Below are 15,204 nucleotides of genomic sequence, written 5' to 3'. Positions count from 1 at the left end.
AAGGGAGACACCGATGGACACCGAGATGCTGATCGGCGCGCGTTTCGAAGCCGGCACGGAATACGAGGAACATGTTCTCAACCCGAAGACCGGCGAAACCGTCCTCGATCTCCCAGAAGCCTCGCTGTCGCAGATCGATGCGGCGGTAGATGCCGCAGAAAAGGCATTCGGCAGCTGGGCACATACTACGCCCGGTGAGCGTTCCGGTTACCTATTGAAGATTGCCGATGCGATCGAGAAGGATGCGGAAAGTTTCGCCACGCTTGAGGCGCTTAACTGCGGCAAGCCGATCAATGCGGTGCTGAATGACGAAATTCCAGCAATCGTCGATTGTTATCGCTTTTTTGCCGGTGCGGTGCGCAACCTTCATGCCCCGGTGGCCGGTGAATATATGCCGAACCACACATCGATGATCCGACGCGATCCAATCGGCATCATCGGCTCGATCGCGCCCTGGAACTACCCGTTGATGATGATGGCCTGGAAGCTGGTTCCGGCGATCGCCGGCGGCAATACGGTCGTCTTCAAACCTTCGGAGCAGACACCGCTGACGGCGCTCAAGATGGCGAAACTGCTTGCCGATATCCTGCCCGAGGGTGTGGTGAACGTCGTGCTGGGTCGCGGTGAAAGCGTTGGCAATGCATTGATCAATCATCCAAAGATTTCCATGGTGTCGATCGCCGGCGATGTCGCGACCGGCAAGAAGGTGCTCGCCGCAGCGGCCAAAACGGTCAAACGCACGCATCTGGAACTGGGTGGCAAGGCACCGGTGATCGTGTTCGATGATGCCGACATCGACGCAGTGGTCCATGGCATTCGCACATTCGGCTATTACAACGCCGGCCAGGACTGCACCGCCGCCTGCCGGATCTATGCGCATGCGAAAGTCTACGACAAATTCGTCGCCGACCTTACTTCTGCGGTTTCAAGCATCAAGTTCAATCAGGCAGACGATACCGAAAACGAGATCGGCCCGTTGATCTCGAAACGCCAGCGCGACCGTGTCGAAAGTTTTGTGGCGCGGGCCTCCGAGCACAAGCATATGGAAATCACCACGGGCGGCAAAACAGCTGGCGACAAGGGTTTCTTCTTTACGCCGACCGTGATTGCCGGCGCGACCCAGGAAGACGAGATCGTTCGCCGCGAAGTTTTCGGTCCGGTCGTTTCTGTTACCCGCTTTTCCGATGTCGAAGACGCGGTCAACTGGGCGAACGACAGCGATTATGGTCTCGCCTCGTCCGTCTGGACCAAGGATATTGGCCGCGGCATGAAAACCGCAGCCCGCCTTCAATATGGCTGCACCTGGATCAATACGCATTTCATGCTGGTCAATGAGATGCCGCATGGCGGATTGAAACAATCGGGTTACGGCAAGGACATGTCTGTCTATGCACTGGAGGATTATACGGCGGTGCGGCATGTGATGATCAATCACGGCTGAGCAAAAACCCGGCCATATGCCGTCCGGTAGAACTCAGAAACCGGCTTCCCGGAACAGCACTGTCAGCACCCGGCGCCAGGCTTGTTCGGCAAAGCTGACGCCGCGCCCGTCGATCAGCATCACGCCCTGAACCGATCGCGCCGGGGCAAAGGTCTCGTCGCCAATCGTCGCCACAACGGCATATTGGGCGGAGACCGGCACCAGTCTCTGCCGTTTTCCTTCGGTGACCGGATGAACGGCGACGGCACCGTGATAACGCGATGAAAGCTGCGGCACATCGATTTCCCGTGCGCCGGATTCTGCGATGGCCGAGAGCGTCACCGGCACCCGCGGCTGGGAGAGATCATCCGGTACGAACCAGCCCGAGGCATCGACAGTGAGCCGCGCACTGTCATTGCCGGCCACATATCCGCGCGCGACGGAACCCGTACCCGCAGACAGGAAGGCGATCTGCTCGCTGCGCCCAACCCATTGGCCGGGCAGGATGTCGGGATTGATCTCGGTGACCCGACCATCGAAGGGTGCCCTGACGATCAGCGTCGCCTTGCGCTCCTCAAGCCCTTGCCTTCGGGCCAGCAGGCTGCCGAGTTGGCTGGCGATGATGCTGCGCTGGGAAAGATCATCGGCATTGGCGCCAACCCGCTCAAGACGCGAGCGCGCAAGCTCAATCTCGACATCGGTGATCTTCAGTTCCTCGTTGATCTGCGGCGCGTCGATGACGAACAGCACGTCGCCGCTCTTCACCGCTTCGCCGGCTGCAATCTCCAGACGTTCGACCCGTCCTGGCTCCTGCGGATAAAGCCGCACGAATTGCTGCGGATAGATGATGGCCGGCGCCATGATGCGGGTCGAAAGCGGCAGGAAGGCCAGAAGGATCAACGTCAGCAGGATTGCACCCGTCACGTAACTGCGGCGGCTTTTTAGTATATCGCTACGCATGGCCCACCACTCCTTCATTTCCATGACGACCGGGCGAATAAGAAAAAAGCCGATTTCCACCATGAACAGCAGAATGCCGACGAGCTTGATGGTGAAGTGATAGACCAGAACCGCAATGCCGAGATAAAGCACCAGCCGGTAGATTGCGGTGGCAACAGCGTAGGCCGTCAGGATCACATCCAGCTTCGGCGGAAAGCTTTCCGGCGCGGGATAACCGGGGCGGAAGAGAAACTCCCTCAGCCGCCAGCGCATATGCCGAAAACTGCGCGGCTGCAGGTTTTCCACCCCGAGCATATCCGCCAGGATGTAATAGCCGTCGAACCGCATGAACGGATTGAGATTGACGACGAGGCTCAAGACGACGCCGGTCGCCGCCAGCACAAAGACGGCACTGCGCAGCGGCCCGTCCGGTACGAAAGCCCAGGCAAGCAACGCATAGGCCGCCACCGTCAGCTCCACCAGCATGCCGGCGGAATCGATCCTCAACCTCTGCCATCGCGACTTCAGCTTCCAGGCATCGCTGACATCCGTATAAAGCAGCGGCACCATCACCATGAAGGCGACACCCATGGTCGGGATGCGGCAGCCGAACCGGTGCGCCACATAGGCATGGCCAAGCTCATGCAGGCATTTGATGAATACCACCGACAGGATCGAGATCGCCGCGCCTTCCATCGAAAAGACGAAGGGAAAGGTGCCGATAAAGGCATCCCACTGGCGGGACACAAGATAAAGTCCGAGGCATCCCGCAAGCGCCGTGATCCACCAGAAGACCTTGCTGAACAGGAAGGCGACATGTGGCCAGGTGGCGCGGATGAAGCGTTCCGGCCGCACCAGCGGGATCTTGAAGAACAGGTAGTTGTGGATGAGCCGCATCATCAGCGAATGGCGCGGCTGCGCCTTGTGATGCAGCGCCCGCCAGGCACCGCGGGTCGGCTCGACAAGCAGGAGATTGTGCTCCAGCATGCGCACGACGGTGCCTATATCGTCCACCGACATCCGCTCGATGAAACGGGCATTCACCGCCTTCAACAGATTGCCGACCGTGCGGCTGACATTCCAGAAGCTCAACAGCTGGAACATCTCATAGGTGATGCGAAAAAACCGGTTGCGGATCGGATCGAAGATCACCCAGGTCGGCGCCCCGGAATAGCTCGCCCCCACCCGCATGATCTGCAGGTCCTGCCGCAATGCCGGCAGCGGCGGGTCCTGAGGCTGACCGATCTGGGCCTGGCTTATCTGGGCCGGGCCGATTTGCGCCGGACTGATCTGGGGTTGGCCGGCCGTCATAGCCCAAACCGCTGGCGAATGACCGAGATCGGCTTGCGGAACAGGTAATAGGCAAGTGCCACCTTCTCGCCGCTGATCTGCGCCGTCCCGCGGATGCCGAGCCGCATCGTGTGTGGCTCATCATCCAGTGCCGCATAGATACGATAGGCCAGCACATCGCCCTCGATCATCCGGGCCTCGAAGGATGCGGCGACCACCTTCGCGCCCGCCGGATTGAGCGGGTCGGAATCGAGAAATGCCCGAACCTTGGCGCCCTTGGAAACGGCGATCGCATCGGCCACCGGAACATCGATGCGTAGCTGCATCCGGTTTGGATCGGCCACTTCCATGATCCGCTCGCCGGTCGTCACCGGCCGGCCCACCCAGTCGCGCCGGTCGGTATAGATGGCGATACCGTCTGCCGGCGCCCGCACGTCGGAACGCTGCAGCATATCACGGGCGTAGTTGCGCTTGGCGGCCGCCACCGTCAGCTCGCTACGAGTAACGGCAATATCGGCCCGCAATTTGGGGTCCGCGACGGCCCCCTGCGTCACCTGCATCAGCTTGGCTTCGGCGACGCGTACATCCTGTTCGGCGACCGCAAGCTCGTTGCGCAACATAACGTCGGACATCTTCAACAGCGGCTCGCCCTGTCTCACTACCTGATCGGGGTTGACGATGATGCTGTCGATCACCCCGTCCATCGGCGCGGCAATGATGCGCGGCGCGATCGGTGCCACTTCCACCGGTGCCAGCACGGTGAGCGGAACCGGATAAAAGCCGAGCGCGATCGCGGCAATAGCCCCCGCGGCAAGCAGCGGCTTCACCTTGATACGCCGCTTCAATCTCCGCTCGCCGGCAAGCGCGGCCCAGGCATGTGCATATGTGCCGGCAAGCCGCCGGGCAATCAGCAGATCCTGCTCGGCCCAAGGCATTTCCCGCGCCAGCAGCATGCCACCAAATACCGTGCCGTCCCGCAGTTTGAGCGGCAGCCAGGCGATGAAACGATAGGGATAGCTCGCATGTTCGTCGTCGCCCGGCGGACAATAGGCGGGCAGCGTGAAATCGCAGGCCGCAGCAAGCCCCTTGTCGGCACGCAACAACTGCGCCATCGCCTCTACCCAGCGTATCCGCGGCGAATTGCGATCAACGCCGCCGATCGAGGTGACGGCTTTTACCGTGAGATTTTCCGCCCGACCGGCCAATGCAAAAACCTGCCGGCATTTGGTGATGCGGATTGTTTCGTTGGCAATAAGGAAGGCAAGTTCGCTCACCGTCTGTGCCTGCCGGGCCTCCGCCTCTACCTTCAAAAGCAGTTCATATCCTCTTGAAGCGCCTCCGGCATCAGCGGCAGCGGTTGCCTGCGGCGGGCGAAGTGTGGCCTTGATATTCTGTTCCATCGCCTATCCCCCCGATGCGGGGCTGAACGCGGTCGGGCCGCTCATGCCCGGCAGGATGCCCTTCGTGTCGCCGGTAAAACGCCCGGTCACCTTCACCGTCTGGCTGACCGGATCGACGATCGCGGCGATACGGGAGACCTGGGCCTGCTTTTTCTCGCCGGTCTCATCTATCGTGATGCCGAACGGCGTTCCCGGCTTCAGCCAACGGAGCCAACTTGAGGGCAGCAGCGTCTCGATCTCCAGATCCCCCTCGCTGACGATCTGCATCAGCGGCTGGTTCGGTTCGGGTGTTTCGTGTTCGTGAGCGCGCATGAAGGCGATCCGGCCGTCATAGGGCGCCCGGATGACGCAGCGTGACATCTTGCTTCGATAGGCCTCCAGTTCGGCTGCTGCCTGATCCCTCTTTGCTCCGGAAAGCGCCACTTCGAACGTGCCGACGGCCTTCGATCGGGCAAGCCTCGCGTTGTTTTCAAAGGTGATCGTTTCAGCCCGTAGCACGGCTTCAGCCGATTTCACTTGTGCTTCCAGATCGCTGCAATCGAAGGCGGCGAGAATATCACCCTTCATGAAACTCTGCCCTTCGCGGAAGGGCAGAGACGCGATCGGAAAGATCAAGTCCGTTCCGATCATTGCCTCGTTGACGGATCGGACGATGCCGCGCAGCGTCTCGCCGCCTTGCTGCGCATGGAGCGGACCGGTGCCCGCGATGGTGCTCACAAGTGCCGCAAGGACAAGACGCTTTACATTCCATGTCTGCATGACGCACTCCTTACGCTATGATCCAGACGCCATCATTTGGCGGCGGCGACCTCGATTTTTGCCGGCCCACCCGTATCGGTCCACATGGTCCTCAACTGCACTGCGATCTGGTCGACGCTGGACCGGGTCGAAAGCCCCGTGGGGAAAGGATCGACGCCGAGCGATGCATAGATATTGGCATAGGCGTTCTGCAGGTCGGCATAGGCCATATCGAGCTTGGCATCGGCCAGAAGCGCGTTCATTTCCTCGCGGATGAGGATCTGTTCGCTCGTCCGCTGCGCCGTCGTCTCGTCGCGGACCTGTTTGAGGATCCGGTGCGAAACATTGGAAAGCGCGGCCGCCGTGCCGTATGACTTGTTGAGATGGGCGTAACGGATGCGGCTGATATGGACCTGCGTCATGATTGCCATGGCAACAGAAAGCGCCCGCGCATCCAGAACTTCCTTCTGTGCATCGATCTTGTCGGTCACCGCCGGCAGGCTTGCAAGCTTCATCGCGTTGAAGCTCACCTTGGCGCCCCAGGACAGCCAGTCATTGGTGGCAATGAACTATCTCTACATCATGCCGTCATCTGATGGGGACGTCGAGAATGCCGCCTTCGGCGTGACGCTGGCAGACGGAAGGCCGCTACCCGACTGGCTGAAGCCGACCCGTCAGGGCCTCGTCATCGGCCGCCCGCCGGCAGGTTTGCAGTTCATCGACCTGCGCATCCACGGCAACTCCTCGGACGGCGCGATTTCCGACACGATCCGCATCGATCTGCATACCGGTGCAATCCTCGACCATACCAGTGACCGCCGCACCGATCTCGGCCCCGGCATGTTCTCGGATCATCTGCTCGCCGCCGCCAACATAAATGGTAACGATGTCTCGATGCTCGGTCAGGCACTTCGGCAGTGGAGCGAATTGCCCGACCGCTGAACCCCGAACCCCTTGCGCATTTGTCCCCGGGTTAAGGTCCGGGATGTAACGCGCCTGCCGTCAGATCACCTTCGCTTTTCTTCGAAGCGCGAACTTGATCTAGACGACTGTCGGCATGAGCTCGGATGCCACGAGTGGAGCCAACTCGCTGAGCACCACACTTTTGATATGAGCTCGACAGTTTGCAGCCAGTTTCGCCGGCATGCTACCAAAACGTTCGCGCTTGGTGATAAGGTTGATGGCTCTATACGGCGCAGGTGGTGGCAAGGCGCACACATCTATCTCCTCGGCCGACACATCTGAGCCCCACAGGCAAAAAGGCGTGGCGATGCCCCAAGCGGCTCGACGGCGCACGGCATCGATCATCGTCGCTGTTTGATCGAACTCGAGCGAACGAGGCACAAAACCCATGACTTTTGTCAGATAGCCATTTGCCAGGGTGCCAATCCGCCGCCGATCTGAAAAGTGAGCAAACGGAAGACCGCGCGCCAATTCCGCAAGATTGACCTCCGCCGACTGCGGAAAGAACCCGCTTGGCGTCAATAGGACCAGGGGCTCGCTGGCAATCTGGTGGATCTCGTAAATCTCCGGATCGAACGGAAGAGCGGAAATCAGAATATCGGTTCTGTCGGCCAAAATCTCCTGGTCATGCAATAAACTGACAGATGTCTGCAGATGGATTTTCTCAACCATTCCATCCAACGCCTCGATAATCGGCGGCGAAAGTATCTTGCTCATCGTGTTGACGATTGTCACCGAGAGGCTGGGATAGGCATAACCGTTGAAGCGGCGCAGCGACTGCTCGCAAAGCCGGACGTCCTGAAGAATGCGTCTGGCATGAAACAGAAGGTTTGTGCCTGCAGGCAGGATTGCCAGATCCCGCCCGCGCCGGTCGAAAAAGTTCAAACCGAAATTGGTTTCGATCTTTGCGATCTGCTGCGACACCGCACCCTGGCTTATGCCAAGCTGCTCGGCGGCTCTCGACATGCTGCGCATATTGCATACCGCGATAAAGATCTGCAGGGCTCGCAGATCGAGCGAACCCACATTTTCTTTCGCATGTGGCGCTTTCATAGTTCCAGTCGCTTTCACCGATGACGCGCAGATGATCAATGGCCTCAATCACCTATTAGTCAAACTAATATCGACAAACAAGCCGTTGATTAAAATCATTTTTCTAGACAAAAATCAGCTCCGGAAGTGCCTATATACGAGGCATCTCCTACGCCACGCAGAATGATCCCTCCCGATTACCGACACCCGCCTGCAAGCCATAAGCCAGGAAAGATGAAAAATGGCACGAGAGAGACAGACATCCACCTGATTTAATTGGATAAAAAATAATGGCACAGGCTTTGCAACGGTATCCGTGAAACATGGGCTGGGTCATTAGCAGAACCGAATACGACTTTCCGGTTTTCGACGCCCGCCCAAAGACAGCATTCCTGCGCCGTTCAGGCGCCCTGTTTTACGGAGAGATTTCCATGGCCTATGCATCGAAACTCAGGCTCGAAGACCTGTCCATGACGTTCAATACGCAGGCGGGGTCCTTCCAGGCGCTGGCACCGGTCAATCTCGAGATCGAAGCGGGAAAATTCGTCAGCCTGATCGGCCCGTCCGGCTGCGGCAAAAGCACGATCTTCAACATCGTCGCAGGCCTTCAGATCCCGTCTGCAGGCCGCGTCCTGATCGACAATGATGATGCGACAGGCACGATCGGGCGGGTTGGCTACATGCTGCAGAAGGACCTGCTTTTGCCATGGCGTACCGTCCTCGACAATATCGTGCTGGGCATGGAAATCCAGGGAGTACCGGCACGCGAGGCGCGCGACCGGGCTCTCCCCTATATGAAGCGCTACGGGCTGGGAGGGTTCGAAAACCAGTACCCGAGTGCGCTTTCAGGCGGCATGCGCCAGCGCGCGGCACTGTTGCGAACCCTGCTTCTCGAAAACGATATCGTGCTTCTGGATGAGCCCTTCGGTGCGCTGGATGCGCAGACCAAGGCGCAGATGCAGGAATGGCTTCTGCAGATCTGGGCCGATTTCGGCAAGACCGTCATCTTCGTCACCCATGACGTCGACGAGTCCATCTATCTGTCGGACGAGGTCTGCGTGATGGGCACACGGCCCGGCCGGGTGATTGAAAGAATGACCGTAACGCTTCCACGCCCGCGGCCGCGTTCGATCGTCAACCATGCCGATTTCATCTCGATGAAGCAGACATGCATGGACCTGCTGAACCAGCAATACGTCCAGCCAGAGCTCGCAGAAGCTGTCTGAACCCGACCTCAGCGCCAGGATATCAAAAATGACGGACACGACCACTTCCAGCCCGATCGCCATTTCCTCCTCATCATCATCCAAACCGGCGGCACGCCCCCGGCGATACCGCAGACTGCCTGTCGCCAAGGAATGGCCCACCTGGATCATTGCCCTCGTCCAGGTCGGCATCGTGGCAGCCCTCATCGCCTATTGGGAAATCGGTGCGCGGATCGGCCTGATCGATGCTTTCTTCTGGTCGCAGCCCTCGTCGGTCTGGGAAACGGCAAAGATCTTCTTCGCCTCCGGCAGCGCCTATACCGACATCGCCTTTACCTTCCGCTCGACGCTGATGGGCTTTTTCCTCGGCACCCTTGCCGGGTCGGCGATCGGGCTTTCGTTCTGGTGGTCGAAGAATTACGCAGCGATCGCCCAGCCCTACATCATCTGCTTCGAATCGCTGCCGAAACTGGCCTTGGCGCCCTTGATCATCTTGGTCTTCGGCATGGGGCTCGCCTCCAAAGTGGCGATCGCCATGGCGCTCACCCTCGTCGTCTCGACGCTGACGACCTATGCCGGCGTCAAGGCGGTGGACAAGGATTCCGAGCGGCTCTTCTATTCGCTCGGCGCCAATCGCTGGCAGGTCTTCACCAAGCTCGTTGTGCCGTCCTGCCTGCCCTGGATCATTTCCGTCCTGCGCGTGAATATTGGCCTTGCGCTTACGGGATCGATCGTCGGCGAATTCATCGCCTCCCAATACGGCCTTGGCCGCACCATCCTCTATGCCGGCCAGACCTATGAAATCGCGCTTGTCTGGGTCGCCGTCACGGTTCTCTCGCTGCTCTCGATCGCCATGTACGTCACCGTCTCGTGGCTGGAAAAGAAGCTGCGGAAGGGCGTGATGCACTGATTTCGCCCACCCCCAAAAACCTGAACGCCCCTTAAAAACCAGAACGTATGGAGCTCTCAATGAAAAAAATAACGGGAATAGCTGCCGCACTCATGATGGGACTGACCTCTTTTGCAGGCACGTCTCATGCCGAAACCAAGGACATCGTGGTTGCAGAGCCGCTGCACAGCCTTGGCTACCTGCCCCTCTACGTCGCGGTCCGCAAGGGATACTTCAAGGATGAAGGCATCAACGCGACGATCATGACGGTGGAAGGCGGCGGCGCCCATACCAATGCGGTACTGACCAAGCAGGCCTTTGCCTTTATCGGCGGCCCCGAGCACGATGCCTTCGCCAAGGCCAAGGGCGCGGAACTGCGCGCCGTCGTCAACGTCGTCAATCGCGGCAACGTCTATTTCGTCGCCCGCACCGGCCTGACGCCGCCGACCGACGGCAAGATCGGCGAATTCCTCAAAGGCAAGAACATCGCCACCGGCGCCTTCGGCGGCACGCCGAATTCGATCACCCGCTACGTGCTCGACAAGGCCGGCCTCGATTTCAAGAAGGACGTCACGGTTCAGGAAATCACCGCATCCGCCGGCACGCTCGCAGCCTTGAAGACCAAGCAGGCGGATATCGGCGTCGTCACCGAACCGATGCTGACGGCCGGCATTCGTGAAGGCCTGTGGGGCGAGCCCTTCTACAATGTCCCAAAGGAACTCGGACCCTATGCCTATTCGACGCTGAACGTCCGCAAGGAGTCGATCGACAAGGATCCCGAACTCGTACGCGGCTTCGTCAAGGCCGTGGCCCGAGGCCTCAAGTTCACCAACGACAATCACGAGGAAGCGGCCGAGATCGCACGCCTCGAATTCCCCACCATGTCGCTTGTCGATCTGAAGGCGACGCTGGACCGTTCGTTCGCCGATGAGATGTGGAGCCCGGACGGCTCGATCACGCCGGAATCCTGGACGACCGGTAAGGCCGTGGTGATGGATGCCGGCATCCTCAAGCAGGATGTTCCCTATGCCGACATTATCGACATGAGCATCTTCGAAAGCGTCAAGCCCTCGCTCTGAACCGCGCGCCCTATGCACAACTGAGGAGAAAGACATGACCGAACGGATCTGGGACAAGTTTCTCACCGAACGCGACAAGGAAGTTTTTGCGGCATCCGGTTACGGCGCCCGCGGCGGCTTCGGCAAACGGCCGGCGCTGATCATCATCGACGTCAACTGGGCCTTCTGCTCCGAAAAGCCGGAGCCGATCCTGGAGGCGATCAAGCGCTGGCGCAATTCCTGCGGCGAGGATGCCTGGGAAGCGATGCCTTACCTCCAGGCCTTGATCAACAAGGCTCGCGAGCGCGAAATCCCCGTCATCTACACGACCGGTGTTCGGCGCGACGACAATTGGGACGCCGGCTCGTGGAGCTGGAAGAACAACCGCTCCAAGGAGGACACGCTGCCGGCATCTAACCTCGACGGCAACGAGATCGTTGCCGATATCGCGCCCGGTCCGCGCGATATCGTGGTCTACAAACAAAAGCCTTCCGGCTTTTTCGGCACCAACCTCGCCTCCTATCTGACGCTGCTCGGCTGCGACAGCGTCATCATGACCGGCACGACGACATCGGGCTGCGTGCGCGCCAGCGTGCTGGACGCCTTCAGCCTCAACTACCGTGTCGCCGTCGCCGAGGAAGCCTGCTTCGACCGCAGCCAGGCAAGCCATGCCATCAACCTCTGCGACATGAATGCCAAATATGCCGATGTGGTGAAGACCGAGGAGATCCTCTCGTTCTTCGACACGATCGAGAAGGGCCAGTTCAACCTGCCCGCCGGCTCCTCCGTCAAGGTACCGCATCTGACACCCGTCCTGGCAAAATCCGCCTGAGGCCTCGGCCGGGTCGGAAATCCTCCGTAAGTCGGATTTCGACATAGGCGTCCCCCATCGGGGCCGCCCCTGCCGGACGACGGCCTGAAACCGGTGTCGCGTTAATGACGCGACACCTGCCTCAGCATGGCTCTCCCAAGCCGTGCCGGGTGAATTTGCGAATAACCGTGCCGGATCATGTTCAATAGTGTCGGCCGATCGATAGAGTGACCATGCGCCAGATATTGCTTTTTCTCTCGCCTCTGTGGCGCAATCCGCAGATCGCGGCCATGGTGGCTCTCACCACCTTCATCATGTCCGGTGTCGGCCTCGTCTCTCCCATTCTTTCCGTCTATGCCGCCACCTTCTCCGCATCGGCGACGATGGCCGGCATGATCATCACGCTTTTCGGCGTCGGCCGGCTGATCATCAACATTCCGGCGGGCATCCTGTCCCAGCGGCTCGGCCACCGGCCTCTGCTGATGGCGGGACCGTCCATTCTCGTCGTCGGTTCGATCGTCGCCGCACTCGCCACCAATCTCGAAACGCTGCTGATTGCGCGTTTTGTCCAGGGCATCGGCTCCGGCATCTATATGACGGTTTCGAGCGCCGCGATCGCGACGCTGGCACAGCCCGGAGAACGCGGACGTCTGATGGCGCTCTATCAGGGTGGCATGCTGCTCGGCACCGGGCTTGGGCCTGCCATCGGCGGCATCCTCGCCAGCCATTTCGGTTATTCCGCGCCGTTCTGGGCCTATGCTCTGGTCTGTATCGTGGCGCTTTTCATCGCCTGGTCCATGCTCGACCAGACGGCCAGTGCCGTCGAGGCCGCAGCGCCTACGAACACGGCGCCCGAAACCCGGGCTGCGTCCCTGTCGGTGCTTCGCGATCCGCCTTTCCTGCTGGCCTGCGTCATCAATTTCGGCGTCTTCTTCACCCGCACTGCCTCGCAATGGCAGGCAATCCCGCTGATGGCGCATGAGCGTTACGCCATGGGCGTCGACGAGATCGGACTTGCGCTCAGCATGCTTGCGGCGATGAATTTCGCCACCCTGCCGCTGACCGGCATGCTGGTTGATCGGTACGGTGCCCGTCGTCTGACATTCGCCTCGACGATCGTGACCGCCATCGGACTGATCTGGATCGCTTTCGGTGATAGCGTCGCGATGCTGTGGATCGGCATCGCCGTTCTCGGCATCGGCGGAGGCCTGAACGGACCTGCGACAGCCGCCTATATCGCGGAGATCGTACCGGTCCGGCAATATGGCCCGGCAATGGGATTGATGCGCACCTTCGGCGACGCGGGTTTCGTCATCGGTCCGATCATGATCGGCAGCGTTGCGGATTTCGGCTCGGTCGGTTCCGCCGGAGGCCTGATCGCCAATGCCCTTCTGATGGCGATCGCCGGCCTTGCCTTCGCCATAGCGAGAGGACAGCCGATCTCCATCACCCCGCCTGTTCAGGCGCTTCCCATCACTCACGACAGCAAAAAGGATCAGATCGCATGACCTCGCCTTCCTATGTCTCCCTCGCGCCCGACTTCCTCAGCGGCAAATCATCCCCCGCCGAGTTTCTCGAAACCTGCCTGTCGAAGATTTCCGCAAGCGAGGACGTGGTACGCGCATTCGTGACGATCGACATCGAGCGCGCGCGTCGCGAGGCGCAGGAATCGACGGATCGCTGGACGGCGGGCAAACCGCTTTCCGCCATCGACGGCATGCCGGTCGGCATCAAGGACATTATCGAAACCGTCGACATGCCGACCGGCCAGGGGTCACCCATGTGGGAAGGGTTCAAAAGTGGGCGCGATTCCGCTACGGTCCAGGCTTTGCGGGACGCAGGCGCCATCATCCTCGGCAAGACGACGACGACCGAATTTGCATCCTCACCGACCTTTGCACAGACGACCAATCCGCATGATCCCAAGCGCACGCCCGGCGGCTCCAGCAGCGGATCGACGGCCGCCGTCGGTGCCGGTTTCGTGCCGCTCGCGCTCGGCAGCCAGGTCGTCGGCTCGACATTGCGGCCATCGAGCTTTTGCGGATGCGTCGGCTTCAAGCCGAGCACCGGCGGCATCAACCGCAGCGGATCCTACGACCACCTGAGCCACAGCTGCGTCGGCGTGATCGGCACGACACTGGAAGACGTCTGGCTGTCGGCCAAGGCGATCGTCACCCGGGTCGGCGGCGATCCCGGCTATCGCGGCCTGACAGGCCCGGCCAATCTGCCGGGTGCGCAGTCACCGAAGCGTCTCCTCGTGCTGCAGACCGATGGCTGGAACCGCGTAACATCAGGCGCTCGCGCCGCCTTCGAAAGCGTCATCGAAGGACTTGCAGCGTCCGGCATCGAGCTCATCGATCGCAGCACCGATGCCGATGTCGAGGCCTTCGAGCGGATGATCGAGGACGTCCGCTCCCTGTCCAACGTTATCCTGTCCTGGGAAAACCGCTGGCCGACGGCCGGGTATCTGCGCAAGGATGCAGGCAAGGTCCATCCGGTCACCGCCGCACGCTTCAACGAGGCGAGAACACTGACACAGAACGACTATGTCGAGGCGCTTCAACAACGACAGTCGCTGCGCGATGCCTTTGCCCGGATCGCCGCAAAGGCAGACGGTGCCATCACGCTTGCGGCGACCGGCGCGGCTCCGGTCGGCCTTATCAGCACCGGTGATCCGGGCTTCAATATTCCGGCGTCGATCATCGGTGCGCCGGCGCTGACCCTGCCGCTGCTTGCCGACGAGGGCTTGCCGCTCGGACTGCAGGTCATCGGCCGCAAGGATGAGGATGCCGCCCTTTTCGGTCTGGCGGCATGGCTCACCCAATGGCATGTTTCGGTTGCCAAGTAACAACGGATAAAAGGGGCGCAGGGACGATGGTTTCAGCCAGCGGCACGATAGAGGATCGACTTGCTCAAATGGGACTGTCTTTACCGGACGGCGCCCCTTCCCGCGCCAATTTCCTGCCATTCAGGAAAAGCGGCAACCTGCTTTTCCTGGCCGGCCAGATTTGCGAATGGAACGGCGTGCCGAAATATTTCGGCCCGGTCGCACCGGACTATGATCTCGCGACAGCCAAAAAGGCCGCGGAAATGTGTGCCCTGAACCTTCTTTTCGGCATTCGGGCAGCAACGGGATCGCTGGACAGCGTTTCGGCGATCCTCAAACTGGGCGCTTTCGTCTCGGCCCCTGCCGGTTTCACGGACGGCCCGAAAATCGCCGATGGCGCCTCCGAACTGTTCATCAATCTTTATGGCGACGCGGGCCGGCACGCCCGCACGGCAGTCTGCGTTTCCAGCCTGCCGGCCAATGCCCTGGTGGAGGTAGACGCCATCATAGAACTCAACAGCTAGCCCTGCACTGGACAGATTTGTAATGATTGCCGAAACTTCCCGGCATGTGGCAGGACACGTCTAGGTACATTGCACCGCACAAACCGGGCCGCTATCGTTTCGGTATCA

14 protein-coding genes are annotated in these 15,204 nt (G+C 60.3%); 9 read left to right on the top strand and 5 right to left on the bottom strand.

The genetic code is table 11. The features are described 5' to 3' along the window. Window positions 1-13: 13 nt before the first annotated feature. The gene (locus tag AC2GXZ_RS16800) at window positions 14-1,441 is read left to right on the top strand and encodes a gamma-aminobutyraldehyde dehydrogenase (RefSeq protein ID WP_483760333.1); all 1,428 of its coding nucleotides are present in this window, start codon (window positions 14-16) and stop codon (window positions 1,439-1,441) included. 33 nt (window positions 1,442-1,474) lie between these two features. On the opposite strand, the gene AC2GXZ_RS16795 is transcribed toward AC2GXZ_RS16800, so the two are convergent. From AC2GXZ_RS16795 to AC2GXZ_RS16780, 4 genes are read right to left on the bottom strand one after another with little or no spacing between them, the layout of a single operon-like run. Beyond that, complete coding sequence (locus AC2GXZ_RS16795) at window positions 1,475-3,670, bottom strand: site-2 protease family protein (RefSeq protein ID WP_483760332.1); 2,196 nt, start codon at window positions 3,668-3,670, stop codon at window positions 1,475-1,477. Further along, window positions 3,667-5,049: an efflux RND transporter periplasmic adaptor subunit gene (locus AC2GXZ_RS16790; protein WP_483760331.1), complete on the bottom strand. Its 1,383-nt coding sequence runs from the start codon at window positions 5,047-5,049 to the stop codon at window positions 3,667-3,669. The genes AC2GXZ_RS16795 and AC2GXZ_RS16790 overlap by 4 nt, the downstream gene beginning before the upstream one ends. A gap of 3 nt (window positions 5,050-5,052) precedes the next feature. Then, window positions 5,053-5,808 carry an efflux RND transporter periplasmic adaptor subunit gene (locus AC2GXZ_RS16785; protein WP_483760330.1) on the bottom strand — a complete coding sequence of 252 codons (756 nt, stop codon included), beginning with the start codon at window positions 5,806-5,808 and terminating at the stop codon, window positions 5,053-5,055. 32 nt (window positions 5,809-5,840) lie between these two features. Beyond that, complete coding sequence (locus AC2GXZ_RS16780; RefSeq protein WP_483760329.1) at window positions 5,841-6,317, bottom strand: hypothetical protein; 477 nt, start codon at window positions 6,315-6,317, stop codon at window positions 5,841-5,843. Window position 6,318: 1 nt separating this feature from the next. On the opposite strand from AC2GXZ_RS16780, the gene AC2GXZ_RS16775 reads away from it, so the two are divergent. Further along, entirely contained in the window at window positions 6,319-6,729 is a 411-nt protein-coding gene (locus AC2GXZ_RS16775; protein WP_483760328.1) for a hypothetical protein, read from the top strand. 99 nt (window positions 6,730-6,828) lie between these two features. Here AC2GXZ_RS16775 and AC2GXZ_RS16770 read toward each other — a convergent pair whose 3' ends face one another. Then, complete coding sequence (locus tag AC2GXZ_RS16770; RefSeq protein ID WP_483760327.1) at window positions 6,829-7,803, bottom strand: LysR family transcriptional regulator; 975 nt, start codon at window positions 7,801-7,803, stop codon at window positions 6,829-6,831. 410 nt (window positions 7,804-8,213) lie between these two features. Here AC2GXZ_RS16770 and AC2GXZ_RS16765 point away from each other — a divergent pair, with 410 nt between their 5' ends. From AC2GXZ_RS16765 to AC2GXZ_RS16735, 7 genes are all read left to right on the top strand, one after another. Beyond that, window positions 8,214-9,008 carry an ABC transporter ATP-binding protein gene (locus tag AC2GXZ_RS16765; RefSeq protein WP_483760326.1) on the top strand — a complete coding sequence of 265 codons (795 nt, stop codon included), beginning with the start codon at window positions 8,214-8,216 and terminating at the stop codon, window positions 9,006-9,008. 28 nt (window positions 9,009-9,036) lie between these two features. Beyond that, window positions 9,037-9,897: an ABC transporter permease gene (locus AC2GXZ_RS16760; protein WP_483760325.1), complete on the top strand. Its 861-nt coding sequence runs from the start codon at window positions 9,037-9,039 to the stop codon at window positions 9,895-9,897. 59 nt (window positions 9,898-9,956) lie between these two features. Continuing rightward, window positions 9,957-10,955 carry an ABC transporter substrate-binding protein gene (locus tag AC2GXZ_RS16755; protein ID WP_483760324.1) on the top strand — a complete coding sequence of 333 codons (999 nt, stop codon included), beginning with the start codon at window positions 9,957-9,959 and terminating at the stop codon, window positions 10,953-10,955. Between the two features lie 34 nt (window positions 10,956-10,989). Next, window positions 10,990-11,766, top strand: coding sequence for an isochorismatase family protein (locus tag AC2GXZ_RS16750; protein WP_483760323.1), 777 nt, complete (start codon window positions 10,990-10,992; stop codon window positions 11,764-11,766). A 212-nt stretch (window positions 11,767-11,978) separates the two neighbouring features. Then, a complete protein-coding gene (locus tag AC2GXZ_RS16745; protein ID WP_483760322.1) occupies window positions 11,979-13,253 on the top strand; it encodes an MFS transporter in 1,275 nt (424 codons plus the stop codon). After that, the gene (locus AC2GXZ_RS16740) at window positions 13,250-14,593 is read left to right on the top strand and encodes an amidase (protein ID WP_483760321.1); all 1,344 of its coding nucleotides are present in this window, start codon (window positions 13,250-13,252) and stop codon (window positions 14,591-14,593) included. Before AC2GXZ_RS16745 ends, AC2GXZ_RS16740 begins: the two co-directional genes overlap by 4 nt. Continuing rightward, window positions 14,557-15,096, top strand: a complete 540-nt coding sequence (locus tag AC2GXZ_RS16735) for a RidA family protein (RefSeq protein WP_483760320.1) — start codon at window positions 14,557-14,559, stop codon at window positions 15,094-15,096. The genes AC2GXZ_RS16740 and AC2GXZ_RS16735 overlap by 37 nt, the downstream gene beginning before the upstream one ends. Window positions 15,097-15,204 lie beyond the last annotated feature (108 nt).

The sequence above is a fragment of the Aliirhizobium sp. YIM B11859 genome (genome assembly GCF_057163345.1).
This window is presented reverse-complemented; position numbering and strand designations above follow the sequence as displayed.